Source organism: Micromonospora jinlongensis, assembly GCF_013410645.1.
In the GTDB taxonomy this organism is placed as follows: domain Bacteria; phylum Actinomycetota; class Actinomycetes; order Mycobacteriales; family Micromonosporaceae; genus Micromonospora; species Micromonospora zamorensis.
Map to the genome: position 1 here is coordinate 5,256,607 of NZ_JACCHK010000001.1, position 22,607 is coordinate 5,279,213.

The window sequence follows — 22,607 nt, forward strand, 5'->3', positions numbered from 1 at the left end:
CAGAAAGTCGAGTCGATCAAGTCTCGGTAGGACCACGTCCTTCGCACCTCGCCTGCGTGTCGGGGCGGAATCGTTGACGCTACTGCGCAATGCGCACTAGTCTGCAATGCGTGGACACCACACAGTTGCTGAAGGGCGTGCTCGATCTGGCCGTCCTGGCCGTGCTCCGACAGGAGGACGGCTACGGTTACGACATTCTGCGCCGGTTGCGCGAAGCCGGCCTGGAGGAGGTCGGCGACGCCTCGGTCTACGGGACGCTGCGCCGCCTCTTCGCCGCCGGCCTGCTCACCACGTACGTCGTGCCGAGCGAATCCGGGCCGCACCGCAAGTACTACTCACTCAACGCCGCGGGGCGTGACCAGTTGACCCGCTCCGGCAAGCTCTGGCGCTCGTTCGCCACCACCATGGACAGTCTGCTCGACGATCGGGGGATGGCGGCATGACCGTCACGGAGCAGGAGATCACCGACTACGTGGCGCGGGTCCGGGCCGCTCTGGCCGACCTGCCACCCACCCAACGCGACGAGCTGACCGAGGATCTCGCCGACCACCTCACCGAGGTCGCCGCCGAAGCCGAAGGCACTCTCGTCGAGCGACTGGGCGAGCCCGAGACGTACGCTGCCGAGCTGCGCGCCGCAGCCGGCGCCGCCGCGGGCGGTGGGCGGAATCTCGACCAGCGGGTCGCCGCCGCGCTGGCCCGGGTCCGCAGCCGCCTGCGCGTGATCGACACCCGGCTGGGCCCACCCCTGGGGTACGAGACGGCGAGCGACTTCCTCCGGTTGTTGCGCCCGGGCTGGTGGGTGCTGCGCGGCTACCTGGCGGCGATGCTGGTCACCGTGGTCACCAGCGGCGGCAACTCCGGGCTGCTGCCGAGGGTCGGCGGAGAGTTGCTCGCCGGCCTGATCATGCTGGTCGGCTTCGTGCTCGCCTCCATCTGGATCGGCCGCCAGTCCGCCCGGCTGACCCGTTGGCCGCGTTCGGCGGTTCAGGTGAGCGGCGCGGTGCTGGTGGTCTTCGCGCTCGCCGGGCTGGTCGACGCCGAGAGCTGGCGCGACAACGACTACTACTACGACCAGACCTCGGTCGACAGCCAGTACGGCCAGATCCGGGACGTATTCGTCTACGACAGTGAGGGCCGGCTGGTGGAGAACGCCCGGCTCTTCGACCAGAACGGCAATCCGATCCGGCTGGGCTACCCGGACTGCGGTGGCCGCATCGACGAGTACGGCAACCCGCTGCTGCGGCCTTACCCGTACTGCCCGGAGCAGGCGCCGTTCGGGCCCCGGGCGCCGGGCGCGCCCCTTGCCCCCGCGCCGCCCACCACCACGCCGGACCCGAGCAGCACACCCGGCCCGACCGGGACGCCGACGCCGACGCCCATCGGCCAGCCCACGGCCGGCGGCACCGTGACGCCGAGCGACGCACCGACTCCGACTCCGACGAGCTGAGTCGCAGTGTGAACTGGATCATGCTGCCGAAGCTGGGAAATAACTGAACGGACGAGGCGAGCGGGACGGCACCGTAAATCAATGATCGTTACGGTGTCGTCTGCTCATCAACCCCTCGGAAGGACCCCCCGTGTCAGACCAGGTCGCACCGCCCTCCGCGCCCGACGCCGCAGCACCCCAGCCGGCCGTCGAGACGCCGCAGCCGACGCCGGCCCAGCCGCAGGCGGCCACGTCGGATGCAACCGAGCCGCTGGCGGCGAAGCCGGGAACGGCCGATCCACAGGCCGCCAAGCCGGAGGCGGCGGACCCGCAGGCGGCCACGTCGGGTGCCGCCGACCCGCAGGCTGCCACGCCGAATACGACGGACCCGCAGGCGGCCACGTCGAGTGCGGCCGACCCGCAGGCGGCCACGTCGGATGCGGCCGTGCCGCCCGCGACCGCCACGGCGACGGCCGAGCCGGAGACGAAGAAGTCCGGTACGAGGAAGGCTCTGGGCATCGTCGGCGCGATCCTCGCGATCGTCGTCGTCGCCGGCCTGAAGTTCGGCGTCGCCTCGGCGATCGGCGGCTACTTCAACAAGGACGCGACCGCCGACGCCAAGGCCGGCGACTGCATCGCCGAGCTGCCGGAGATCACGGGGACCAAGCAGGAGAAGGCCGACGGCGCCAAGGTCGTCGAGTGCACCTCGACCGACGCGGCGTACACCGTGGTCGGTCGGGTGAACGACCAGAGCGAGGCGCAGGCCAAGGCCGGCACCGCCTGCGACTCGTTCTTCCAGAATGACGAAGAGGGCTACATCTTCTCCAGCATCGAGCCGGGCAAGTCGGGCTACGTGCTCTGTCTGACCAAGAAGGCCTGACCGGCGCGCCAGGCCAGCATCGACGGCGGCGGGAGCAGACCCCGCCGCCGTCGGCGTACCCGCAGTCACCGGCCGGCGAACAGGAGGTGAATGCCACTGTTCCGGCGTCTTCCGGAGGGCCGCGTGGCGTGGCAGGCTACCGGCACGTAGGACCACTGGGCGACCAGCCAACGATGACTGACCGCTAGGAGGACGGCCCATGGGCGAAATGGTGAGCTACCGCAGCAACGGGGGCATGAGCGAGGGGTATCTCGCGATACCCGCCAGCGGCATGGCCAGCCCCGCCGTCATCGTCATCCAGGAGTGGTGGGGCCTCGTCCCGCACATCCGGTCGGTGGCGGACCGGTTCGCCGAGGCTGGTTTCGTCGCCCTCGCGCCCGACTTCTACCACGGTGAGACGACCAGCGAGCCGGACGAGGCGCAGCGGCTGCTGATGGCGATGCGGATGGACGAGGCGGCCAAGGACATCGCCGGTGCGGCCGACTATCTCGCGGAGCGTCCGGAGGTGACCGGTAAGGTCGGTGCCGTGGGCTTCTGCGCCGGTGGCAGCCTCGCCCTCTGGTCAGCCACCATCTCCGAGCGGATCGTCGCGACCGCCGGCTTCTATCCCGTGCTGCCGTGGGAGTCGATGCGCCCCGACTGGGCCGACTACGCCGGCAAGGCCGCGGTCATCCACTGCTCCGAAGAGGACGGCACCTCGGCCGCCGAGGGCGTACAGACCGCCCGTCGGGCCATCGAGGAGGCCGGCGGTGACTGTCACCTCTACGACTACCCGGGCACCTCGCACGCCTTCTTCAACGACGACCGGCCGGAGGCGTTCGACCAGCGCGCCGCGTCCAGCGCCTGGGCCCGCACCCTGGAACTCTTCCGGGCCAAGCTTGGCTGAGTCGCGTACCCCGGAGGAGGTGGTCGCCCGCGCAGCGCGGGCGGCCGACCTGGCGGACCTCGACGCGGGCGTCAGCGACTGTTTTGCCTGCCCCCGGCTCGTCCGGTGGCGGGAGGAGGTGGCCCGCACCCGCCGGGCCGCCTTCCGCGACCAGGAATACTGGGGCCGGCCGGTGCCGGGTTTCGGCACCGGCGACGCGCGGATCGCCATCCTCGGGCTGGCTCCCGCCGCGCACGGCGGCAACCGCACCGGCCGGATCTTCACCGGTGACCGGTCCGGCGACGTGCTGTTCGCCGCGCTGCACCGAGCCGGGCTGGCCAACCAACCGACCAGCGTCGCCGCCGACGACGGGCTCGCCCTGCGGGACATCCGGATCTTCTCGGCCGTCCGATGTGCGCCTCCGGACAACAAGCCGACGCCGCAGGAGCGGGACACCTGCGCACCCTGGCTGCACCGGGAGGTCACGCTGATCCGGCCCACGCTGCGCGTCGTGGTCGCGCTCGGCGCGTTCGCCTGGGCCGCGTGGTGGCCGGTGCTCCGTCAGGTGTACGGGCTGCGCCCGCCCAGCCCGCGACCGGCGTTCGGTCATGGGGCACACTGGTCCGACACGGACGCTCCGGACCTGTTGGGTTGCTACCACGTCAGCCAGCAGAACACCTTCACCGGGCGGCTGACACCAGAGATGCTGGACGACGTCTTCGGCCAGGCTAAACAGCTGGCCGGGGTGGACTGAGACACGCGTGGGGCGGTGGCGATGACAGACGGAACACGCCCGCCCACGCCGTCCCCTGCCGCCGAGCCGGGGGTGTTGCGCCCGGCCCTCGGGTTGCTTCGCCGGTGGTGGCCGGTCGGCGCGGTCGCCGCGTTGCTCGCCGGTGCGGCGCTGGCGTCCGCCCACTCGTCGATCGGGGCCAGCCGGATCCCGCCTGCCGCGGACAACGTCCCCTGGGTGCCCGAGTACCCGACCGTCGAGCCGTCGCCGTCCATTCCGGTCGAGCCGCGCGACGCCGGTGAGGCCACCCAGGCGCACATACCGCAGTGGATCGCCACCGTGGCGATGGTCCTGCTCGGGCTGGCCATCCTCGCCGCCCTCGGTTACCTGACCTGGATTCTGATCCGGGGTGCGCTGCGCCGCACCACCCGGACGCTGCCGACGCAGCGGGCCCGGCGTAGCGCCGAGGGCACCGCCCGGGAGGTGGTCGCGGCCCTCGACGCCGGCCTGGTGGAACTCGACGACCGGGACACCGACCCCCGGGTGGCGGTGATCGCCTGCTGGGTACGCCTGGAGGAGGCCGCCGCCGCGGCCGGTGTGCCACGGCTCGCCGGGGACACCCCCACCGACCTGGTCAGCCGGCTCCTGCGCGGTGACCCGGAGGCCGGCGTGCCGGCGATCGTCAGCACCGATGTGCTGAACGAGTTCGCGCACGTCTACCGGGAGGCCCGGTACGCGACCCGCCCGGTCGACGAACGCACCCGCGACCAGGCCCGCGCCGCGCTGCGCCGACTGCGCGGCGAACTCACCGCGGTGGTGACGCATGAGTAGCACCAGCATCGACGACCTGCTCGCGTTCGAGGAGGAGGCGGCGCCGGCGGGCCCGCAGGCGCGCGGTTCCCGCGTCCGCCCGGTGCTGCGCTCGCTCGCGTGGGCCGCCGCGGTGGTCGCGGTGCTGCTCGTCGGCCTGCGCGCGGTCGGCCTCCAGGTCTCGCTGCCCGTGCTGATCGCCGGGGTGCTGGCCGTGCTGGCCGTCCGCCGGGTCACCGCCCTGCTCGCGCCGCCACCGCCGCCGCCGGCTGGTTCCCGAACCGTGTCGGGTGAGGAGGACGGCAGTTACAACTGGGCTGCCCGGGACGCGCTGCGCAGCGCGATCAACCGCTGGGAATGGCCGTTGGACTGGTCCAACACCCGGCCCGAACGTTTCAGCGGGGTGGTCCTGCCCCGCATCGGTGAACTGGCCGACGAGCGGATGCGCCTGAAGCACGGCGTCACCCGCGAGTCGGATCCGGCCCGCGCCCGCGCCCTGCTGGGCGACCGGTTGTGGACGTTCCTGGAGACCCCGCCTCGCCGCACCCCGTCGCCGCGCGACCTCGCGGTGATCGTCGCCGAACTGGAGAAGATCTGATGAACGACGTGGACCGGACCATTGCCCCTGCCGAGGTCGGCCATCTGGCTCGGGCGGTCCTGGACGCGGTCGGCACCGTCGTGGTCGGTAAGCGGGACGCGTTGGAGCTGGTCCTCGCCGGCATCCTCGCGGGCGGGCACGTCCTCCTGGAGGACCTGCCGGGGCTGGGCAAGACGTTGACCGCGCGCTCGTTCGCCCAGGCGCTCGGGTTGGACTTCCGCCGGTTGCAGTTCACCCCCGACCTGCTGCCCGCCGACGTCACCGGCTCGTTCCTGTACGACCAGCGCAACGGGGACTTCACCTTCCGGGCCGGCCCGGTCTTCACCAACCTGCTCCTCGCCGACGAGATCAACCGGACGCCGCCGAAGACGCAGTCCGCGCTGCTGGAGGCGATGCAGGAGAAGCAGGTCTCGGTGGAGGGTGTGACCTACAAGCTGGACGAACCGTTCCACGTGCTGGCCACGGCCAACCCGATCGAGTACGAGGGCACGTACCCGCTGCCTGAGGCCCAGCTCGACCGGTTCCTGCTGCGGGTCTCCTTCGGCTACCCGCAGCACGAAGAGGAGTGGGAGGTGCTGCGCCGTCGGATGAGCCGTCGCCGCGAGGAGGCGGACATCAAGGCGGTCGTCGACGCGGCAACGCTGCGGGCCATGCAGGCGGCCCTGGAGGACGTGGTGGTGGAGGACTCCATCGGCCGGTACATCGTGTCCCTCACCGCGGCGACCCGGGAGCACCCGTCGGTGCTGGTCGGTGCCTCGCCTCGCGGATCGTTGGCGCTGCTGCTGCTGGCCCGGGTGCGCGCGGTGTTCGGTGGACGCGACTACGTGGTGCCGGAGGACGTCAAGGAGGTCGCGGCACCCGCCCTGGCCCACCGGATCACGCTGCGCCCGGAGATGTGGTTGCGCCGGGTCGACCCGGCGTTCGTGGTCGGCGAGGTGCTGGAAGCGACTCCCGCCCCGGCCAGCGGCGCCCTGCCCAGCTACGCCGCCGGCGGGCCCCGGCACTGATGACCGAACCGACCGTGCCGAGATCCACCGAGCCGGAACCGGCTGCCGGCTGGGCACCCACCCCGGCGCTCGGCCGGGCGGTGCTGCTCGCCGGCCTGCTGCTGGTGGCGGGGGTGCTGCTGGGGCGGGTCGACCTGATCGTGCTGGCTGCCCCGTTCGCGCTGGGCACCGCGTACGCGCTGCGCCGACGCCCCACGGCGCTGCCGCAGGTGTGGATCACCCCGGGCGACGACGGACCGCTGGTCGAGGGCGGTGACGTGACGGCGGCGGTGAGCGTCGGCAACCCGGACACGGTCGACTACGACCTGGTCGTGCTGCGTACCCGCGTGTCGCCGTGGCTGCGGATCTTCCGGGCCGGTTTCGCCCGGGACGGGGCCGCCGCCGACGTGCCACCCGCGGCCACGACGCCGACCGGCGGCCAGGATCCGGCCAGTGGCGCGAGCCGTTCCGCCGCCGATCGGCCGTTCGTGACGTCGGTGCCCACCGGGTCGGCGGTGGACCTCGAACTGGTCGGCCGTGCCCTGCGGTGGGGCCGGCACCCGGTCGGCCCGGCCGGTGCCCGGGTCGCGACGGCGGGCGGGCTGCTGGTCTCCCGCGCGGTGATCATCGAGCCGGTCCGCGTGCGGGTGTACCCGCGTACCGAACCGTTCGAGGCGGTGGAGGCGATGCCCCGCGCCGCCGGCCTCGTCGGGGCGCACCACTCGCGGCGGCCCGGTGAGGGCGGCGAGCTGGCCGGCGTACGCATCTTCGCTCCCGGGGACCGGTTGCGCCGTATCGACTGGCGGGTGTCGTTGCGGGCCCGGCAGTTGCACGTGGCGGCCACCCTCTCCGACCGTGACGCGGAGGTGGTGGTGCTGCTCGACGTGCTCGCCGAGGCCGGCCGTTCCGGTGGGGTGGACGGCGCCGCCTCGGTGCTGGACACCACCGTCCGGGCCACTGCCGCGATCGCCGAGCACTACCTGCACCGTGGCGACCGGGTCTCCCTTCTGGAGTACGGCCCGTCGGCCCGTCGGCTGCGACCGGCGGCGGGGCGACGGCAGTACCTGACCGTCCTGGAGTGGCTGCTCGACGTACGCGTGACGTCGTCCTCCCATGAGCCGTACGACCAGGTGTTCGGCCCGCAACTGCTCTCCTCGGACGCGTTGGTGGTGGTGCTCACCCCGCTGCTGGACGAACGGTCGGCGCAGATGCTCGCCCGGCTCACTCGGGCCGGCCGGTTCGTGGTGGCGGTCGACACGTTGCCGACCGACCTGCCGTCACCGAAGGACCGGGGCTGGGCCGAGGTGGCGTACCGGCTGTGGCGTCTGGACCGGGAGATCATGATCGGGCAGCTCCGGGAGCACGGTGTCCCGGTGGTGCGCTGGGCCGGCGCCGGCAGCCTGGACCAGGTGCTGCGGGACGTGGCGCGGCTGGCGACGGCCCCGAGGGTGGGTGGCCGGTGAGTGAGCTTGCGAGCCCCGCTGTCGCGAACGAGCGGAGGCGCAGATGATCGACGTTGTCGCCGGGCGGGTCCGGTCCTTTCAGAATGCGGTCAGCCGGATCAGCGCCGCTCCGCTGCTGGTTCGGGCCGGGATCTTCGTCACAGTGCTTGCCGGGTTCGCCCTCGCCTTCCCCGCTGAGGTGCTGTCCGGTCGACCGATCCTGTTCCTGACTGTCGCCGCCCTGTTGCCGGCTTTCGGCCCGCGCCGGGTCTGGGCGACGTTCACGGCGTTGGTCACGGTTGGTGGATGGTTGCTCGCCACCGACGGGTACGGCCGCCCGGTCGCCCTCTGGCGTCTTCTCGCCCTCGCGGCCCTGCTCTATCTGGCGCACACCCTCTGCGCGCTGGCCGCGCTGTTGCCCTACGACGCGGTGGTGGACCCCGAGATGGTCACCCGGTGGTTGTTGCGGTCGGCGGCCGTCCTGCTGGGCACCGCAGTGCTGGGGGTGCTGTTGTTGCAGGCCGCGGACACCGGTGGGGAAGCCGGATACCAGTGGGTCACGGTGCTGGGTCTGCTGCTGGCGGTGGGTACGGCAGCGTTGCTGGGCTGGCTCCTGCGACGACGGTGACCGCTGCGACCTGAGGGTTACGCAGGTCACACGGGTTGTGCTCCGTCACAGATGGGGGCCGCGAGCGGGATTACCTGAGCCGGCCGGGGAAAGATAGACAACGTGAATCCGAAGCGGATCCTTGTGGTGGGTGCCGGGCACGTCGGTCTGTACGCGGCGCTGCGCCTGTCGAAGAAGCTCAGCTCCCGTGAGGCTGAGGTCATGGTGGTGGATCCCCAGCCGCACATGACCTACCAGCCGTTCCTGCCCGAGGCGGCGGCGGGCAACATCTCCCCGCGGCACTCCGTTGTGCCCCTGCGGCGGGAGTTGCGTCGCTGCAAGATGGTGGCCGGCACTGTCACGCGGATCGAGCACGGCCGCAAGGTGGCCACCGTGCAGCCGATCAGCGGCCCGGCCCGGGAGATCACCTACGACCACGTGATCGTGGCGCCGGGTTCGGTCTCCCGCACTCTGCCGATCCCCGGCCTGCACGAGCAGGGCATCGGGTTCAAGACCATCGGCGAGGCGATCTACCTGCGCAACCACGTACTGGACCGGCTCGACGTGGCTGCGGCCACGCCCGATCCGGACGTCCGTCGTGCGGCGCTGACCTTCACCTTCGTGGGCGGTGGGTACGCCGGCATCGAGGCGCTCGCCGAGATGGAGGACATGGCTCGCGACGCCCTGCGCTACTACCCGGAGCTCAAGCAGGACGAGGTTCGCTGGGTGCTGGTCGAGGCCACCCAGCGGGTGCTGCCCGAGGTCGACCGGGACATGGGCGCCTACACCGTCCAGCAGTTGATGAAGCGGAACATGGACATCCGGCTGGACACCCGGCTCGAGTCCTGCGTCGACGGGGTGGTCAAGCTCTCCGACGGTGACAGCTTCCGGTCCGACACGATCGTGTGGACGGCCGGCGTGAAGCCGTCGCCGATGCTGGACGCGACCGACTTTCCGCGCGACGACCGTCGGCGGATCACCTGCCTGCCCACTCTCCAGGTGGTCGACGGCGACCAGGTGGTCGAGGGCGCGTGGAGCGCCGGAGACTGCGCCGCCGTGCCGGACCTCACCAAGGAGCCGGGTAACTTCTGCTCGCCGAGCGCCCAGCACGCGGTGCGCCAGGCCGCCCGGATGGCCGACAACATCACGGCCGTGATCCGGGGCCGTGAGCCGGTCAACTACAAGCACAAGCACGTCGGCAGCGTCGCGAGCCTCGGCCTGCACAAGGGCGTCGCCCAGGTGTACGGCATCAAGATGACCGGCTGGCCGGCGTGGGTCATGCACCGGACGTACCACATGAGCCGGATCCCGTCGTTCAACCGCAAGGTCCGGGTGGTGGTGGACTGGACGCTGGCGTTCGTCCTCAAGCGTGAGGTGGTCGCCCTCGGGCAGCTGCACGACCCGCGCGAGGAGTTCGTCGAGGCGTCCCAGCCGGTCGGCGCGCCGCGCGTCTGATCTCAGGTCTGCGAAAGGGCCCCTCCCGGTCGGGAGGGGCCCTTTTCTGCGCCGGCAAGGTCCCCACCCCGCCGATCACGGAGTTGTGGTGCCGGTGGTTCCACGCCGGGCGCTTTGTCACCCACCACAACTGCATGATCGACCCGGGGGGCAGGCTCGCACGGGGGGCGTCAGACGCGCCAGATCCAGGCGTCGGCGATCCGGGTGGCGGGGCCGTAGAGCTGCTCCAGGGTCGTGCGCAGACTCTCGGCGTGCGGGGCGTCGTCGGCCAGCGCGATGCAGGAGGCACCCCAGAACTCCGCGTCCCGTGCGGCCTGACGGCGCTGCTCGTCGCCGATGGCCGGTTGGTCACCGCGCCGGGCGACGTCCGCCAGCAGCGCCGAGGTGGGCTGTTTGAAGGTGCCCATCGCCGCGGTGCCACCCCGCCCGTACGGGCCGATGAAGAACCCTTCCGGCAGACCGAAGGCGGCGTCGGCGGTGGTTGCCCAGCGCATCGGCCAGGGCTCCTTGGGCGTGGGCAACGGCACCGGGACGAGCACCCCGCCGGGGCGTACGCACTGCCGCCAGTGGCCGCCGCTGACGAATTCCGGCACGGCGGGTCGTTCGGCGGTCGGCAGCGGGGTCGGGAAGATCGGCAGCAGTGCCGCGCCGACGGCCAGGGGCACGAGCCGCCGTGCCCGTCCGGTGCTGCGCAGAGCCCGGTCGACCGCCAGCACCAGAAGCGTCGCGATGATCGGCAGCAACGCCAGCGCGAACCGCATCGGCAACGCGCCGTCCACCACCGGCAGCCCGCCGATCAGGGCGTACGGGCCGGGCAGCGCTGTCCTGGTGCCGCCGAGCACCACCTCCGGGCCGAGCGAGAGCGCACCCATCACGAGGCCCGCCACGACGCAGGCGAGGACCAGTCGACGTCGCCCGACCCAGATCGCGCAGACCGCGGAGACCAGCAGCAGGGGCCAGCCGAGGAAGGTGTTGTACTCGGCCGGGCCGGTGGTCAGCCGGGCGGACTGGTCGCTGCCGGCCACCGACAGGGGGGAGATCGTCCACCAGCTGCTCAGGTCGGCGGAGAAGTAGGCCGGCGTGAACATTCCGTCGGCGACCCCCTGCGGGCCGGCGAACTGGAACCACAGCGGGTAGCCGAGCACCAGCAGGGCGAGCCCGGCGGCGACCGCCAGCCCACCGGCGAAGCCGGGCAGTGCCCGCCGGGCCAGCTCCCGGTCCGCCACGGCGTAGCTGATCGCCATCACCAGCAGCACGACGGCGGCGAGGAAGAGCACCTCCTCGCCGATGAAGACCTGCGCGGTGACCGCGGCGGCCAGTCCCGCCGCCGAGGTGAGCATCCGCCGGCGATCGGGCCCGGGCGACCGGCCGCGACCGGCCCCGTCAAGAGTCGTTGGCCCCGGGTCGGATGCCCGCAGCAGTCGGGCCACCAGCCAGACGATCACCGGCACCAGCCACTGGGCGGTCATGTGCAGGTGGCTGTTGGTCTGCGAGATCATGCCCGGGCCGAACCCGCAGAGCCCTCCGCCGAGCGCGGCGGCGAGCCGGCGGGCTCGCAGCGTCCGGTGGAACAGCAGGTACCAGGCGAAGGCGGTACCGGCGAGGTTGGCGGCGGCGAGCAGCGCGAAGGTGACCGGCGCGCCCAGCAGCAGGGTGACCGGCGCGAAGACGATGCCGAGCGCGATCACCGAGGTGTTGGTCATCAGGTTGACGCCGTCGGGGGCGTTGAGTCGGTCGGTGAGCAGGCCGAAGTCGCCGAGCAGCGCGCGGGCGTCGACGGCCAGGAACCACTCGTAGAGGGCCTGGTCCTCCGGATTGAGGGCGAGCGTGCGGCCAGCCGGGTCGGGCCACAACCCGTGGGTGACCCAGCCAGCCAGCACCGCGCAGACCAGAGCGGCCAGCAGATCCAGCCGGTGCCGACGGACGGCGGCCAGGAGCCGAACGGCCTGCGGCCGGCGGTTGACCTGATCGGCGAGGCGGAAGGCCTGCTCAGGGGCGGCGTCGGGGGCCGTGGGGGCTGCGCTGCTCACGGCATCGACCCTAATGTGACCGGCCCCACGGGGTACGTCGGGTCGCCGCAGACCCGCTACGGTGACATTGCATCGTGCGTGTCGGCGCGCCGGTGCCACCCGCCCGGGTGGTGGAAAGGCAGACACGGCCGCCTTAAAAGCGGCTGCCGAAAGGCGTGCGGGTTCGACCCCCGCCCCGGGCACCGGTCGGCTCCCACGCATTCTCATTCGTGATCACCAGGACTTGGCTGCGCCGTTTACTCTTGGAGGGCACGTTCACGTGCAAACGACCCCCTGAGGGAGGCCAGACAGTGAAGACCTCGAACCCGGTGCTCGCCCGGCTCGGCCAAGCGGCCGAGCGGGAGCGCTCCGCCGGGTACGCCCCGGCCGGGCCGTACGGACAGCCCGGCATTCCCCAGCAGTACCCGTCCCAGGCCGGTTACCCGGCTGCGCCGCCCACCGTGGCGCCCATGACCGTCGACGACGTGGTCGTCAAGACGGTCGCTCTGCTCGGCATCCTCGGCATCACCGCCGCGGCCGCCTGGGTGCTCGTGCCCGACTCGCTGGTCGGCACCGCCTGGATCGGCGCGGCGGTGGTCGGCCTGGTCCTTGGCCTGATCATCTCGTTCTCCCGGATGGCCAACCCGGCACTCGTCATCGCGTACGCGCTCGTCGAGGGCGTCTTCGTCGGCATGGTGAGCAAGGCGTTCGAGACGCGCTACGACGGCATCGTGCTCCAGGCCGCGGTGGCCAGCTTCGGCATCTTCTTCCTGATGGCGATGCTCTACAAGGCGAAGGTCATCCGGGCCACCCCGGCCTTCGTCAAGGGCATGATCGCGGTGATGGTCGGCCTCTTCGCCGTCATGCTGATCAACTTCGTGCTGGCCATGTTCGGCGTCAACACGGGCCTGCGTGACGGCAGCCCGCTGGCGATCGGTTTCAGCCTGGTCTGCATCGTGGTCGCCTCGTTGAGCTTCGTGCTCAGCTTCAAGGAGATCGAGGATGGCGTCCGGATGGGCCTGCCGCAGCGCTACTCCTGGGTGGCCGCGTTCGGCATCCTGGTCAGCCTGGTCTGGCTCTACATCGAGATCCTGCGCATGCTGAGCTACTTCCAGGGCGACGACTGACCTCGTCCGCGCTGCCGACCGGCGCCCGCTCCCGCTCTGGCGGGGGCGGGCGCCGTCGTTCGCACCGGGCCCGCCGTTTCGCCGCCAGCGCCGGGCCGCCCGGGGCAGAGTGACTGCGAGGGGTACGCGGGCGAAGGAGGCGGCGGTGCGCAGCAACAACCCGGTGCTCAACCGGCTGGACGAGACCGGCCGGGTGGAGGCCCGGGTGCTCGGCTCCCGCGACGTCGAGCCGATGACGGTCGACGACGTGGTGGTCCGTACCGTCGGACTGCTGGTCGTCACCGGCGCGACCGCGGCGGTGTCCTGGGTGGTGATCCCCGACGTGGCCTGGTTGGGTGCCGCACTGGCCGGCAGCGCCCTCGCGTCGATCGCGCTGGTCCTGGTCATCTCGCTGCGGGGGATCACCAACCCGGTGCCGATCGTCGGCTACGCCCTGCTCCAAGGCCTGCTGCTGGGGGTGGCGAGTCGCGCGTTCGAGCAGGTCTATCCGGGCATCGTGGTGCAGGCGGTGGCCGGCACCTTCGGCGTCTTCCTCGGCATGGCGGCGCTCTACCGGGCCCGGGTGATCCGGGCTACGCCCCGGCTGGCTCGCCTGGTGATCGGCACGTTGCTCGGCATCGCCGTGCTCAGCGTCGTCAACCTGGTGTCGTACCTGATCTCCGGGCGACCGGGGCTGGAGGTCTACAGCGTCAGCGGGCAGGTCGGCTGGCTGCCGTACGCCTTCTCGGTGGTGGCCATCATCGCCGGGGCGTTCAGCTTCATCCTCGACTTCGACCTCGTCGAGCGTTCGGTGCGCGACGGTCGACCCCGCCGGTACGCGTGGCTGAGCGCGTTCGGCCTGCTCACCGGGTTGGTCTTCCTCTACTGGCAGCTGCTGCGGCTGCTCAGTTATCTGCGCCGTTGACCAGCCCGCCGGGATGTCCGGGTCGCGGTTTCCCGGGTAATCGAGTCTATCTCGGGCTCCGCGCCGGCCGGCCGTAGACTCGGCGGCGATGAGCGCAGCGGAGTTGGACAAGGCCATGCAGTTGCTGGTCCGTCAGATCGTGCACTGGCAGCAGCCACGCTGGTCGGCCATCGCGACCGCCGGCAACGTGTCCCGCGCCGACCTGGTGCACCGTCTGGTGCAGGAGATCGCCAACCTGGCCGCCGACGCCGAGGGAGAGCCGCGTCGGGTCGTGCCCCGGCTCGACAACGACCTGGCCCTGCCCGATCAGCTACGGGTGGTGACAGCGGACCTGCTGGCCGCCGACCCGGGGGCAGAGGCGTTGGCCCGGGCCGCCGCCGAGGTGGCGGCGACCCGCAGCGCGCTCTGAGGTCAGTTCAGCCGCTCGAGCACCATGGCCATGCCCTGGCCGCCGCCCACGCACATGGTCTCCAGACCGATGGTCTTGTCGTGCCACTCCAGGGCGTTGAGCAGGGTGCCGGTGATCCGTGCGCCGGTCATGCCGAACGGGTGACCGACCGCAATCGCGCCGCCCATCACGTTCAGCTTCTCCTCCGGGATGCCCAACTGGCGATAGGAGGGGATGACCTGCGCGGCGAACGCCTCGTTGATCTCCACGAGGTCGACGTCGTCGATGGTCATGCCGGCCCGCTTCAGGGCCTGCCGGGACGCCTCGACGGGGCCGAGGCCCATGATCTCCGGCGACAGGGCGGTCACACCGGTGGAGACGATCCGGGCCAGCGGGGTGAGCCCGAGCTCCTCGGCCCGCTGGGCGCTCATCACCACCACGGCGGCCGCGCCGTCGTTGAGCGGGCAGCAGTTGCCCGCGGTGATGCGGCCGTCCGGGCGGAACACCGGCTTGAGACCGGAGACCGCGTCGAGCGTGACGCCCGCACGGGGACCGTCGTCGGTGCTCACCACGGTGCCGTTCGGCGTGGTGACCGGGGTGATCTCCCGGGCCCAGAAGCCGTCGGCGATGGCCTTCTCGGCGAGGTTCTGGCTGCGTACGCCGAACTCGTCCATGTCGGCGCGGCTCACGTCGTGAACCTGGGCCAGGTTTTCCGCGGTCTGCCCCATGGTCAGGTAGATGTCGGGCAGCTCACCGGCCTCACGCGGGTCGGTCCACACCTCGGCGCCGCCCTGTGCACGGCGCTTCGAGCGCTCGGCGGCCGCGCCGAAGCGCGGGTTTTCCCAGCCGCCGCCGACGAGGGCCTGTGCCTCGGGAGGCAGCCCGTCGGAGCTGCCCCGGGCGTAGCGGGAGACCATCTCCACGCCGGCGGAGACGAACACGTCACCCTCGCCGGCCCGGATCGCGTGCATCGCCATCCGGGTGGTCTGCAACGACGAGGCGCAGTAGCGGGTCAGCGTGGCGCCGGGCACAGTGTCCAGACCGAGCAGTGTGGACACCACCCGGGCCATGTTGAAGCCCTGCTCGCCACCGGGCAGGCCACACCCGAGGTAGAGGTCGTCGATCGTGGTCGGGTCGAGCTGGGGGATCTTGTCCAGGGCGGCCTGGACGATGGTCGCGGCGAGGTCGTCGGAGCGGACGTCGCGCAGGGACCCCTTGTGCGCCCGGCCGATGGGGGAGCGGGCGGTGGCGACGATGACGGCGTCGCGGGACGACTCAATCGGCATGGACCAACGTTAACCCGCCGGTAACATGCGCGGAAGAAGCCGGCGCGGCGGGAAATGTCACCCTGACCGGGAACGATCTAGCGCCGGGTGGCGACCGTCGCGGCGGCGGCGACGGCGGGCAGCAGCGCGTGCGCCCACACCCGGTAACCGTCGGCGGAGGGGTGGAAGCCGTCGTGGCAGAGCGTCCCCGCGTCGGCCCGGAACACCGGCCCGGTCTCGGTGCCCAGGTCGACCACCGAGCCGCCAGCATCCAGCACGGCCGTGGTCTGCGCACGGGCCATCCGACGCCCGGACCAGCCGACCACCTGGCGCAGAGGAGGCGCGATGGCACGCACCGCGCCGAGATCGGGGCACGTGCCCACCACCACCTCGACCCGCGCCTCCCGCAGGCGGTGCACCGCGGCAGCGAGATAGGCCGCCGCGTCGACGGGCCGGCGCAGCCCGGTGGCGTCGTTCGCGCCGATCAGGATCAGCGCCACGTCGGGCCGCTCACCGAGCAGGGCCCGGGCCACCTGGGTGGCCAGGTCGGTCGAGCGGGACCCGGAGACGCCGACGCTGGACAGGTGCACCCGCCGGCCGGTCGGGCCCTCGGCGAGCAGGTTGGCCAACTGCCCGCCGATGGTGTCCTCGAGCCGGTCGACGCCCACGCCCAGCGCTGACGAGTCACCGAGCAGCACCAGCCGCAACGGCGGAGCCCCAGCCCGGCCGATCGTGGCCCGCAGGGCCAGCCCCAGCTCTGGTTGGGCGTACCGCCGGTGCCGGGCCACGAACGCCTCGCCGGCCAGGACGGCAGCGCCGCCCACGGTGCCGGCGAGCAGCGAGAACGCCGTCGCCCGGCCCAGTCGGCCGGCGAGGCCGGAGATCACGCCCCGCTCGCTGCGCTCGTTCATGCCAGTCCCTCCACTGTCGACGTGTCCGAGGCGGATCCGTGCTGCGGCACCGCACCGACACCGAAGAACGCCCGCCGGCGCAACTGCGCCCACCGGCCCGCCGGCCCTCGGTCGCGGCCCCGGACCTGGGTGCCGCTGACCTCCGTGCCGGCGTGCCGGGCCGCCTGCTGCGCGGCCTCCGGCAGCGACCGTACGCCCTCGCCCCGGGTCGGTGTGGCCCGTCGTTCCTGCCCCGCGCCGAGCGCGGAGAGCATCGTCGGCAGGAGCGCCGCGGCGGCCATCGCGTACCCCTCGGCGGAGGGATGGAACCGGTCCCAGGCGAACATCCGGGTCGGCTCGGCGGTGAACCGGGGGCCGAGCAGATCACCGAGGGAGACCGTCCAACCGCCTGCCTCGACCACCGCGACCGTCTGGGCCGCGGCGAGTTGGCGGCTCCACCGGTGCGCCAGCCACCGCAGCGGGGGTTGGATCGGGCGGATCGCGCCCAGGTCGGGGCAGGTGCCGACGACCACCTCGCAGCCGGCGTCACGCAGCGTGTGCACCGCCTCGACCAGGTAGCGAACCGCCAGCCCACGCGGGGTGCGGTTGGTGATGTCGTTGCCGCCGATGAGGATCACCGCGATGTCGGGGCGGCACTCCAGCGCCGCCTCCACCTGGTGCCGCAGCACCGAGGAGATGGCACCGACCACCGCGAAGCGGCGCAGTCGCACCGGTCGTTGCAGCCGACGGGACAGGCCGGTGGCGAGCAGCGCGCCAGGTGTCTCCCGGCGACGGTGCACCCCGTAGCCGGCCGCCGAGGAGTCACCGAGCACGACCATGGTGAGCGTGGGGCCGGGGAACTTCGCGCCGTACATCCCGTCGCAGCGTGGCGGCGGTGCCTCGGCCATCGGGATGGTGCGTCGGGCCTGCCGGGCCTGGCCGAGCAGCACCCCGCCGGTCGCCACCGCGGCCGCCGCGGTGGCGCCCGTCCCGATGGCCGCCAGGCGGGCGAACCGCCGGGCCTGCCGCCAGTGCTCTCCGCCGGGTACGGCGGAATCAGCCACCCCCATACCACGACATTATCGCGCCGGCCCGACACGCCGCTGTCGTCGCGACGGCACTCCGGTGCCTGGAAACCGACGCGACGGGGTATCTGTCCAGGAGAGGCCGGCCGACTTGCGCCGACCCGCCACGCTGATCCGGCGGAGAGGAGCGCGACGATGGGGAAGACACTGAAGCGCAGCGCGGCGTTCACGGCCCTCGCGCGGGCACTGGCAGCTGGGGCCCGCGGTGGGCCCTCGTTGGGCACGCGGTTGGCCGCGCTGCCCCGGATGATCCGGGCCACCACCAGGGGGGAGTACGACGGCGGCCTGCGGCTGGCCCTGATGACCGCCGCCACGGCGTACATCGTCTCGCCGATCGACCTGCTGCCGGAGATCCCGCTGATGATCTTCGGGCTCGCCGACGACGCGGTCATGATCACGTGGCTGGCCGGCAGCGTGCTCGCCGAGACCGATCGCTTCCTGGAGTGGGAAGCCCGCCGCAGCTCGGTCATCCCCGGGGGGCTGGTGCCCTGACGGCACGTACGCTGGACGCGAGGAAACGTCTGCCCGGCCGCGGTCGCCGGCGCCGCAACGAAGGGCACACCGTGCAGTACTACGACAACGTCGTCGACATGATCGGCAACACCCCGCTGGTACGTCTGCGTAACGTCACCGAGGGCATCCAGGCCACCGTGCTGGCCAAGGTGGAGTACGTCAACCCGGGCGGCTCGGTGAAGGACCGGATCGCGCTGCGGATGGTGGAGGACGCCGAGGCCGCCGGCCTGCTCAAGCCCGGCGGCACCATCGTCGAGCCGACCAGCGGCAACACCGGCGTCGGGCTGGCCCTGGTCGCCCAGCTCAAGGGCTACAAGTGCGTCTTCGTCTGCCCCGACAAGGTCAGCCAGGACAAGCAGGACGTGCTCCGGGCGTACGGCGCCGAGGTGGTGGTCTGCCCGACCGCTGTCGCTCCGGAGGACCCGCGCTCGTACTACAACGTCTCCGACCGGCTGACCCGGGAGATCCCGGGCGCCTGGAAGCCCAACCAGTACAGCAACCCGGCCAACCCGCGCTCGCACTACGAGACCACCGGCCCGGAGCTGTGGAAGCAGACCGAGGGTGGGCTCACCCACTTCGTGACCGGTGTGGGCACCGGCGGCACGATCTCCGGCATCGGGCGCTACCTCAAGGAGGCCTCCGAGGGTCGGGTGCGCATCATCGGAGCGGACCCGGAAGGTTCGGTCTACTCCGGGGGCACCGGCCGTCCGTACCTGGTGGAGGGCGTCGGCGAGGACTTCTGGCCGGAGACGTACGACCAGGGTGTCGCCGACGAGATCGTCGAGGTGTCCGACAAGGCGTCCTTCGAGATGACCCGGCGGTTGGCCCGCGAGGAGGGGCTGCTGGTCGGTGGCTCCTGCGGGATGGCGGTGGTCGCCGCGCTGGAGGTCGCCCGCAAGGCCGGCCCGGACGACGTGGTGGTGGTGCTGTTGCCGGACGGCGGCCGGGGCTACCTCTCGAAGATCTTCAACGACTCGTGGATGGCCCGGTACGGCTTCCTCGACAACTCCGGCGCCGAGCCGACGGTGGCCGACGCGCTGGCCAGCAAGCCGGGCGGGCTGCCCGAGCTGGTGCACGTGCACCCGACCGAGACGGTCCGCGACGCGATCGACTACATGCGCGAGTACGGCGTCTCGCAGCTGCCGGTGCTCAAGGCCGAGCCGCCGGTGGTGACCGGTGAGGTCGCCGGCTCGATCGCCGAGCGGGACCTGCTCGACGCGCTCTTCACCGGCCAGGCCCACCTGCACGACACCATCGAGCGGCACATGGGCGACCCGCTGCCGATGATCGGTGGCGGTCAGCCGGTCAGCGAGGCCGTCGGCCTGCTGGAGAAGTCCGACGCCGCGCTGGTCCTGGTCGACGGCAAGCCCAAGGGCGTCCTCACCCGCCAGGACCTGTTGTCCCACCTCGGCGCCCACTGAGTCCCGTCCTGGTGCCCCGCCTGTGGGCGGGGCGCCAGGCCACCCTGTCGCGCCCTTTGCTCTGCATACGCATACGCACCACCCACGGTCACGGTCGCGGTCCACCGCTGGTGCTTATTGGTAAGCAGAGCAAAGGCGCGGGCGAGGACTGCTCAGAGAGGGCGGGCGTAGCGCAGTTGGAGTGTGGGGGCCGGGCCGATGCGCTCCACACGCTCCGCTCCGGTCGGGGTCCAGCCGCCGCGCTGGTAGAAGGCGCGGGCGTGGGCGTTGTCCCGGAGCACCCAGAGCGCCGCCCGCTGCCATCCTCGCGCCCGCATGGCGTCCAGCGCGTCCATCATCAGCGCGCGGCCGACGCCCCGGCCCTGCTCGGCAGGGTCCAGGTGGATCGCGTTCAGCAGCCCGGTCACCAGGTCGTCCTCGTCGTCCGGGCCCAGGTAGCTGAACCCGACCAGCGTCCCGGCCCGCTCGGCGACGAACATCCGGTGGGTGTCCCGCTCCCACTGCCACCGCTCGACCCAGTACCGCCCCATCGCCTCCGGCGTCGGGTCGGCCAGCGCCTCGGCCGGCAGGAACGAGGAGTACGTGGCGACCCGGGAGCGTTGGTGCAGGGCGCCCACCGCCATCAGGTCGTCACCGGTTGCTGGGCGGAGCGTGACGGTCATCCGGCCGAGGCTACCCGGCGGGGTGGGAGCTGCACCACGGTCAGGTCCTCGGCGATGATCAGGTCACCGTCGAAGTGCGCACGTGCCTCGTCGTGGAACCGGCGCGGGTCGGAGTAGCGCTGGGAAAAGTGGGTGAGCACGAGCCGGCGTACCCCGGACTCGGTCGCCACCCGGGCGGCCTGCGCCGCGGTCAGGTGGCCGACCTCGGCGGCGAGCGCGGCCTCCGACTCCAGGAAGGTCGACTCGATGACCAGCAGGTCGGCGTGCTCGGCGAGGGCGTACACCCCGTCGCAGAGGCCGGTGTCCATCACGAACGCGAACCGCTGCCCCGGCCGGGGCTCGCTCACCTCGTCGCGGGTGACGCGACGTCCGTCGAGGTCGAGGTGCCCGACGCGAATCAGCTCGCCGACAGCCGGCCCGGCGATGCCGTACGCGGTCAGCTTCTCCGGCAACATCCGGTGGCCGTCCGGCTCGACCAGCCGGTAGCCGTACGTCTCGATGGGGTGCCGCAGTCGGCGTGCCTCCAACGTGCCGCAGCTCAGCGCGATCCGTTGCCCGTCCGTCTCGATCGGGGTGACCTGGAGTTCGGCGGTCTCGTAGAAGGAGGTCGCGTGCCGGAGCCGGGCGAAGTATTCGGCCCCGCCGGCCGGGAAGTGCACGGCGACCGGGTGCGGCACCCGGTCCAGGGAGAGTCGCTGGATGGTGCCGGGCAGGCCGAGGCAGTGGTCGCCGTGGAAGTGGGTGACGCAGATCCGGGTGAGGTCGGTGGCCGTGACAGTGGTGTGCAGGAGCTGACGCTGGCTGCCCTCACCCGGGTCGAAGAGGATCACCTCGTCGTCCCAGCGCAACACGTACCCGTTGTGGTTGCGCTGACGGGTCGGCGCCTGGCTGGCCGTCCCGAGCACCACCAGCTCGCGCATGGACATCGCCGGTCCTCCGGATATGGAGCGACCCCCGGGGCGCTCCGCGCTGTTGCGCGGGCCGGCTGGACTTGGCCGGCACCCCGGGGGTCGGGTGGCTGTCGTGGATTCGCCGCACCGCTGCCACACGGTCTCGACGATGGTGCTGTTGCCCGCCTTGCGGCGGGCCGATCACTGTCGAGGACAGCGGCTAGCTGACAGCCACCTCACGAGTCCGATTGCTATACAAGTCTGGACCACCTCCCTTCACGTGTACGGCCACGTTATCGAGTTCTCGGCGGGCTCGGCAACGGATTTCGATCACACGGTCAGATGGGAATGCCCGGCCGCCTCATCGGCGGCCGGGCATCATGCTGGTGCAGGTGGCGGTGGTCAGCCGGCGACACGGGCCACGCCGACCGGGCAGCTCAGCCCGTTCGGGCCGTGGTTGCAGTACCCGTTCGGGTTCTTGGTCGGTGCCAGATACTGCTGGTGGTAGTCCTCGGCGAAGTAGTAGCTGCCGAGCGGGGCGATCTCGGTGGTGATCTCACCCTTGCCGGCGCGCGTCACGATCGGCTGGAACGCGTCCCGGGACGACTCCGCGATGGCCCGCTGCTCGTCGGTGGTCGTGTAGATCGCCGACCGGTACTGGGTGCCCACGTCGTTGCCCTGGCGCATGCCCTGGGTCGGGTCGTGGTTCTCCCAGAAGACCTTCAGCAGGTCCTCGTAAGTGATCTTGCTGGGGTCGTACACCACCTGGACGACCTCGGCGTGCCCGGTGCGGCCGGAGCACGTCTCCTCGTACGTCGGATTCCTGGTGACGCCACCCGCGTAGCCGGCGGAGGTGGTGTAGACACCGGGCAGCGTCCAGAACAACCGCTCGGCGCCCCAGAAACAGCCCATCCCGAACACGGCGACCTGCAGGCCCTCCGGGAACGGGCCCTTCAGCGGGGTGCCCAGCACCTCGTGGCGGTCGGCGACGGGCATGGCGATCGGACGGCCCGGCAGGGCCTGGTCGGGCGAAACCATCTCGGCGTTCATACGGCGCAAAAACACGTGGGGATCTCCTCTCGTACCTCTCCCAGCGTGTAACACCGGTGGGTCCACCTTCCTTACCCGCGCCGGTGTGAGTCAGGCCCCGCCCGGGAGTGCGGCGGCGACCCGGTCCGCGTACGTCTGGGCCTCGGCGTCGTCCTCGTAGCGGGTGCGCGGCCAGAAGAAGCCCCGCAACCCGTCGCCCTTGGTGCGCGGAACCACATGGGTGTGCAGGTGCGGCACGGACTGGGACACCTTGTTGTTCATCGCGACGAACGTCCCACCGGCCCCCAGACCGTTCTCCACGGCCACCGCCAGACGCCGGACCAGCGCGAAGTAGCCGGGCAGCAGGTCGGACGGCAACTCGGCGAGGGTCACCAGGTGAACCCGGGGCACCACCAGCACGTGCCCCTTGAACACCGGCCGGGTGTCCAGGAACGCCACCCCGTCCGGAGTGTCGGCGACCCGGAACGCCGGCACCTCACCCGCCACGATCCCGCAGAACACGCACCCGCTCATCCGCCCAGGCTAGGCGGCGGGCCGGCGACGCGCGGGCCCCCCACGCCCGCACCGACTGTGGTACTCATCTATCGAAATGGATCAGTGC

The 22,607-nt window shown here is 71.9% G+C and carries 23 protein-coding genes, 1 tRNA gene and 1 pseudogene; 17 read left to right on the forward strand and 8 right to left on the reverse strand.

The window, feature by feature from the left end; all coding sequences use genetic code 11:
• Nucleotides 1-110: 110 nt before the first annotated feature.
• From HNR22_RS23655 to HNR22_RS23705, 11 genes are all read left to right on the forward strand, one after another.
• Nucleotides 111-443 (forward strand): PadR family transcriptional regulator, encoded by a 333-nt coding sequence (locus tag HNR22_RS23655; RefSeq protein WP_179782175.1) that lies wholly within the window; start codon nt 111-113, stop codon nt 441-443.
• Nucleotides 440-1,447: an HAAS signaling domain-containing protein gene (locus HNR22_RS23660; protein WP_179782176.1), complete on the forward strand. Its 1,008-nt coding sequence runs from the start codon at nt 440-442 to the stop codon at nt 1,445-1,447. Before HNR22_RS23655 ends, HNR22_RS23660 begins: the two co-directional genes overlap by 4 nt.
• A gap of 130 nt (nt 1,448-1,577) precedes the next feature.
• Entirely contained in the window at nt 1,578-2,306 is a 729-nt protein-coding gene (locus tag HNR22_RS23665; RefSeq protein WP_343059939.1) for an LppU/SCO3897 family protein, read from the forward strand.
• A gap of 199 nt (nt 2,307-2,505) precedes the next feature.
• On the forward strand, nt 2,506-3,192 hold the full coding sequence (locus HNR22_RS23670) for a dienelactone hydrolase family protein (protein ID WP_179782177.1): 687 nt from the start codon (nt 2,506-2,508) through the stop codon (nt 3,190-3,192).
• Complete coding sequence (locus tag HNR22_RS23675) at nt 3,185-3,925, forward strand: uracil-DNA glycosylase (protein ID WP_281374190.1); 741 nt, start codon at nt 3,185-3,187, stop codon at nt 3,923-3,925. Before HNR22_RS23670 ends, HNR22_RS23675 begins: the two co-directional genes overlap by 8 nt.
• A 21-nt stretch (nt 3,926-3,946) precedes the next feature.
• Entirely contained in the window at nt 3,947-4,735 is a 789-nt protein-coding gene (locus tag HNR22_RS23680) for a DUF4129 domain-containing protein (RefSeq protein ID WP_179782178.1), read from the forward strand.
• Entirely contained in the window at nt 4,728-5,312 is a 585-nt protein-coding gene (locus tag HNR22_RS23685) for a hypothetical protein (protein ID WP_179782179.1), read from the forward strand. The genes HNR22_RS23680 and HNR22_RS23685 overlap by 8 nt, the downstream gene beginning before the upstream one ends.
• Nucleotides 5,312-6,319 carry an AAA family ATPase gene (locus HNR22_RS23690; RefSeq protein WP_179782180.1) on the forward strand — a complete coding sequence of 336 codons (1,008 nt, stop codon included), beginning with the start codon at nt 5,312-5,314 and terminating at the stop codon, nt 6,317-6,319. The genes HNR22_RS23685 and HNR22_RS23690 overlap by 1 nt, the downstream gene beginning before the upstream one ends.
• Nucleotides 6,319-7,761, forward strand: a complete 1,443-nt coding sequence (locus HNR22_RS23695; protein WP_179782181.1) for a DUF58 domain-containing protein — start codon at nt 6,319-6,321, stop codon at nt 7,759-7,761. The genes HNR22_RS23690 and HNR22_RS23695 overlap by 1 nt, the downstream gene beginning before the upstream one ends.
• 46 nt (nt 7,762-7,807) lie before the next feature.
• Nucleotides 7,808-8,368, forward strand: a complete 561-nt coding sequence (locus tag HNR22_RS23700; protein WP_425488112.1) for an LPXTG cell wall anchor domain-containing protein — start codon at nt 7,808-7,810, stop codon at nt 8,366-8,368.
• A 102-nt stretch (nt 8,369-8,470) separates the two neighbouring features.
• The gene (locus HNR22_RS23705) at nt 8,471-9,802 is read left to right on the forward strand and encodes an FAD-dependent oxidoreductase (RefSeq protein WP_179782183.1); all 1,332 of its coding nucleotides are present in this window, start codon (nt 8,471-8,473) and stop codon (nt 9,800-9,802) included.
• 170 nt (nt 9,803-9,972) lie between these two features.
• Here the strand turns inward: HNR22_RS23705 and HNR22_RS23710 are convergent, their stop codons facing one another.
• Complete coding sequence (locus HNR22_RS23710) at nt 9,973-11,832, reverse strand: DUF6311 domain-containing protein (protein WP_179782184.1); 1,860 nt, start codon at nt 11,830-11,832, stop codon at nt 9,973-9,975.
• 101 nt (nt 11,833-11,933) lie between these two features.
• On the opposite strand from HNR22_RS23710, the gene HNR22_RS23715 reads away from it, so the two are divergent.
• The 4 genes from HNR22_RS23715 (at nt 11,934) to HNR22_RS23730 (ending at nt 14,251) form a co-directional block, all read left to right on the forward strand.
• Nucleotides 11,934-12,014 (forward strand) — tRNA-Leu (locus HNR22_RS23715).
• 108 nt (nt 12,015-12,122) lie between these two features.
• Nucleotides 12,123-12,938, forward strand: a complete 816-nt coding sequence (locus HNR22_RS23720; protein WP_179782185.1) for a Bax inhibitor-1/YccA family membrane protein — start codon at nt 12,123-12,125, stop codon at nt 12,936-12,938.
• Nucleotides 12,939-13,083: 145 nt separating this feature from the next.
• A complete protein-coding gene (locus tag HNR22_RS23725) occupies nt 13,084-13,842 on the forward strand; it encodes a Bax inhibitor-1/YccA family membrane protein (protein WP_179782186.1) in 759 nt (252 codons plus the stop codon).
• Between the two features lie 88 nt (nt 13,843-13,930).
• Nucleotides 13,931-14,251 carry a hypothetical protein gene (locus HNR22_RS23730; protein WP_099850602.1) on the forward strand — a complete coding sequence of 107 codons (321 nt, stop codon included), beginning with the start codon at nt 13,931-13,933 and terminating at the stop codon, nt 14,249-14,251.
• Between the two features lie 2 nt (nt 14,252-14,253).
• Here HNR22_RS23730 and HNR22_RS23735 read toward each other — a convergent pair whose 3' ends face one another.
• The 3 genes and pseudogenes from HNR22_RS23735 to HNR22_RS23745 all read right to left on the reverse strand — a co-directional run.
• Complete coding sequence (locus tag HNR22_RS23735; protein ID WP_179782187.1) at nt 14,254-15,516, reverse strand: acetyl-CoA C-acetyltransferase; 1,263 nt, start codon at nt 15,514-15,516, stop codon at nt 14,254-14,256.
• Between the two features lie 77 nt (nt 15,517-15,593).
• Nucleotides 15,594-16,382 carry an SGNH/GDSL hydrolase family protein gene (locus HNR22_RS23740; protein ID WP_343060050.1) on the reverse strand — a complete coding sequence of 263 codons (789 nt, stop codon included), beginning with the start codon at nt 16,380-16,382 and terminating at the stop codon, nt 15,594-15,596.
• A pseudogene (locus HNR22_RS23745) lies at nt 16,374-17,455 on the reverse strand (SGNH/GDSL hydrolase family protein); the annotation flags it as partial. The pseudogene HNR22_RS23745 and the gene HNR22_RS23740, both read right to left, overlap by 9 nt.
• Nucleotides 17,456-17,605: 150 nt before the next feature.
• Between HNR22_RS23745 and HNR22_RS23750 the strand changes: the two are divergent.
• Together HNR22_RS23750 and HNR22_RS23755 are read left to right on the forward strand one after the other, a co-directional pair.
• A complete protein-coding gene (locus tag HNR22_RS23750; protein ID WP_179782190.1) occupies nt 17,606-17,962 on the forward strand; it encodes a YkvA family protein in 357 nt (118 codons plus the stop codon).
• A 71-nt stretch (nt 17,963-18,033) separates the two neighbouring features.
• The gene (locus tag HNR22_RS23755; RefSeq protein WP_179782191.1) at nt 18,034-19,404 is read left to right on the forward strand and encodes a cystathionine beta-synthase; all 1,371 of its coding nucleotides are present in this window, start codon (nt 18,034-18,036) and stop codon (nt 19,402-19,404) included.
• Nucleotides 19,405-19,556: 152 nt separating this feature from the next.
• Here HNR22_RS23755 and HNR22_RS23760 read toward each other — a convergent pair whose 3' ends face one another.
• The 4 genes from HNR22_RS23760 to HNR22_RS23775 all read right to left on the reverse strand — a co-directional run bounded on the left by HNR22_RS23760 (nt 19,557) and on the right by HNR22_RS23775 (nt 22,519).
• On the reverse strand, nt 19,557-20,066 hold the full coding sequence (locus HNR22_RS23760) for a GNAT family N-acetyltransferase (protein WP_179782192.1): 510 nt from the start codon (nt 20,064-20,066) through the stop codon (nt 19,557-19,559).
• A complete protein-coding gene (locus HNR22_RS23765) occupies nt 20,063-20,992 on the reverse strand; it encodes a ribonuclease Z (RefSeq protein ID WP_179782193.1) in 930 nt (309 codons plus the stop codon). The genes HNR22_RS23760 and HNR22_RS23765 overlap by 4 nt, the downstream gene beginning before the upstream one ends.
• A gap of 366 nt (nt 20,993-21,358) precedes the next feature.
• Nucleotides 21,359-22,021, reverse strand: coding sequence for a peptide-methionine (S)-S-oxide reductase MsrA (msrA, locus tag HNR22_RS23770; protein ID WP_141907926.1), 663 nt, complete (start codon nt 22,019-22,021; stop codon nt 21,359-21,361).
• 75 nt (nt 22,022-22,096) lie between these two features.
• The gene (locus tag HNR22_RS23775; RefSeq protein WP_179782194.1) at nt 22,097-22,519 is read right to left on the reverse strand and encodes an HIT family protein; all 423 of its coding nucleotides are present in this window, start codon (nt 22,517-22,519) and stop codon (nt 22,097-22,099) included.
• Nucleotides 22,520-22,607: the final 88 nt, after the last annotated feature.

Excerpts from the sequence above, each read along its gene's own strand:
- HNR22_RS23660 (WP_179782176.1), top strand. The coding sequence starts at position 440 with ATGACCGTCACGGAGCAGGAGATCACCGACTACGTGGCGCGGGTCCGG.
- HNR22_RS23670 (WP_179782177.1), top strand. The coding sequence starts at position 2,506 with ATGGGCGAAATGGTGAGCTACCGCAGCAACGGGGGCATGAGCGAGGGG.
- HNR22_RS23680 (WP_179782178.1), top strand. The coding sequence starts at position 3,947 with ATGACAGACGGAACACGCCCGCCCACGCCGTCCCCTGCCGCCGAGCCG.
- HNR22_RS23685 (WP_179782179.1), top strand. The coding sequence starts at position 4,728 with ATGAGTAGCACCAGCATCGACGACCTGCTCGCGTTCGAGGAGGAGGCG.
- HNR22_RS23690 (WP_179782180.1), top strand. The coding sequence starts at position 5,312 with ATGAACGACGTGGACCGGACCATTGCCCCTGCCGAGGTCGGCCATCTG.
- HNR22_RS23695 (WP_179782181.1), top strand. The coding sequence starts at position 6,319 with ATGACCGAACCGACCGTGCCGAGATCCACCGAGCCGGAACCGGCTGCC.
- HNR22_RS23730 (WP_099850602.1), top strand. The coding sequence starts at position 13,931 with ATGAGCGCAGCGGAGTTGGACAAGGCCATGCAGTTGCTGGTCCGTCAG.
- HNR22_RS23735 (WP_179782187.1), bottom strand. The coding sequence starts at position 15,516 with ATGCCGATTGAGTCGTCCCGCGACGCCGTCATCGTCGCCACCGCCCGC.
- HNR22_RS23750 (WP_179782190.1), top strand. The coding sequence starts at position 17,606 with ATGGGGAAGACACTGAAGCGCAGCGCGGCGTTCACGGCCCTCGCGCGG.
- HNR22_RS23760 (WP_179782192.1), bottom strand. The coding sequence starts at position 20,066 with ATGACCGTCACGCTCCGCCCAGCAACCGGTGACGACCTGATGGCGGTG.
- HNR22_RS23765 (WP_179782193.1), bottom strand. The coding sequence starts at position 20,992 with ATGTCCATGCGCGAGCTGGTGGTGCTCGGGACGGCCAGCCAGGCGCCG.
- HNR22_RS23775 (WP_179782194.1), bottom strand. The coding sequence starts at position 22,519 with ATGAGCGGGTGCGTGTTCTGCGGGATCGTGGCGGGTGAGGTGCCGGCG.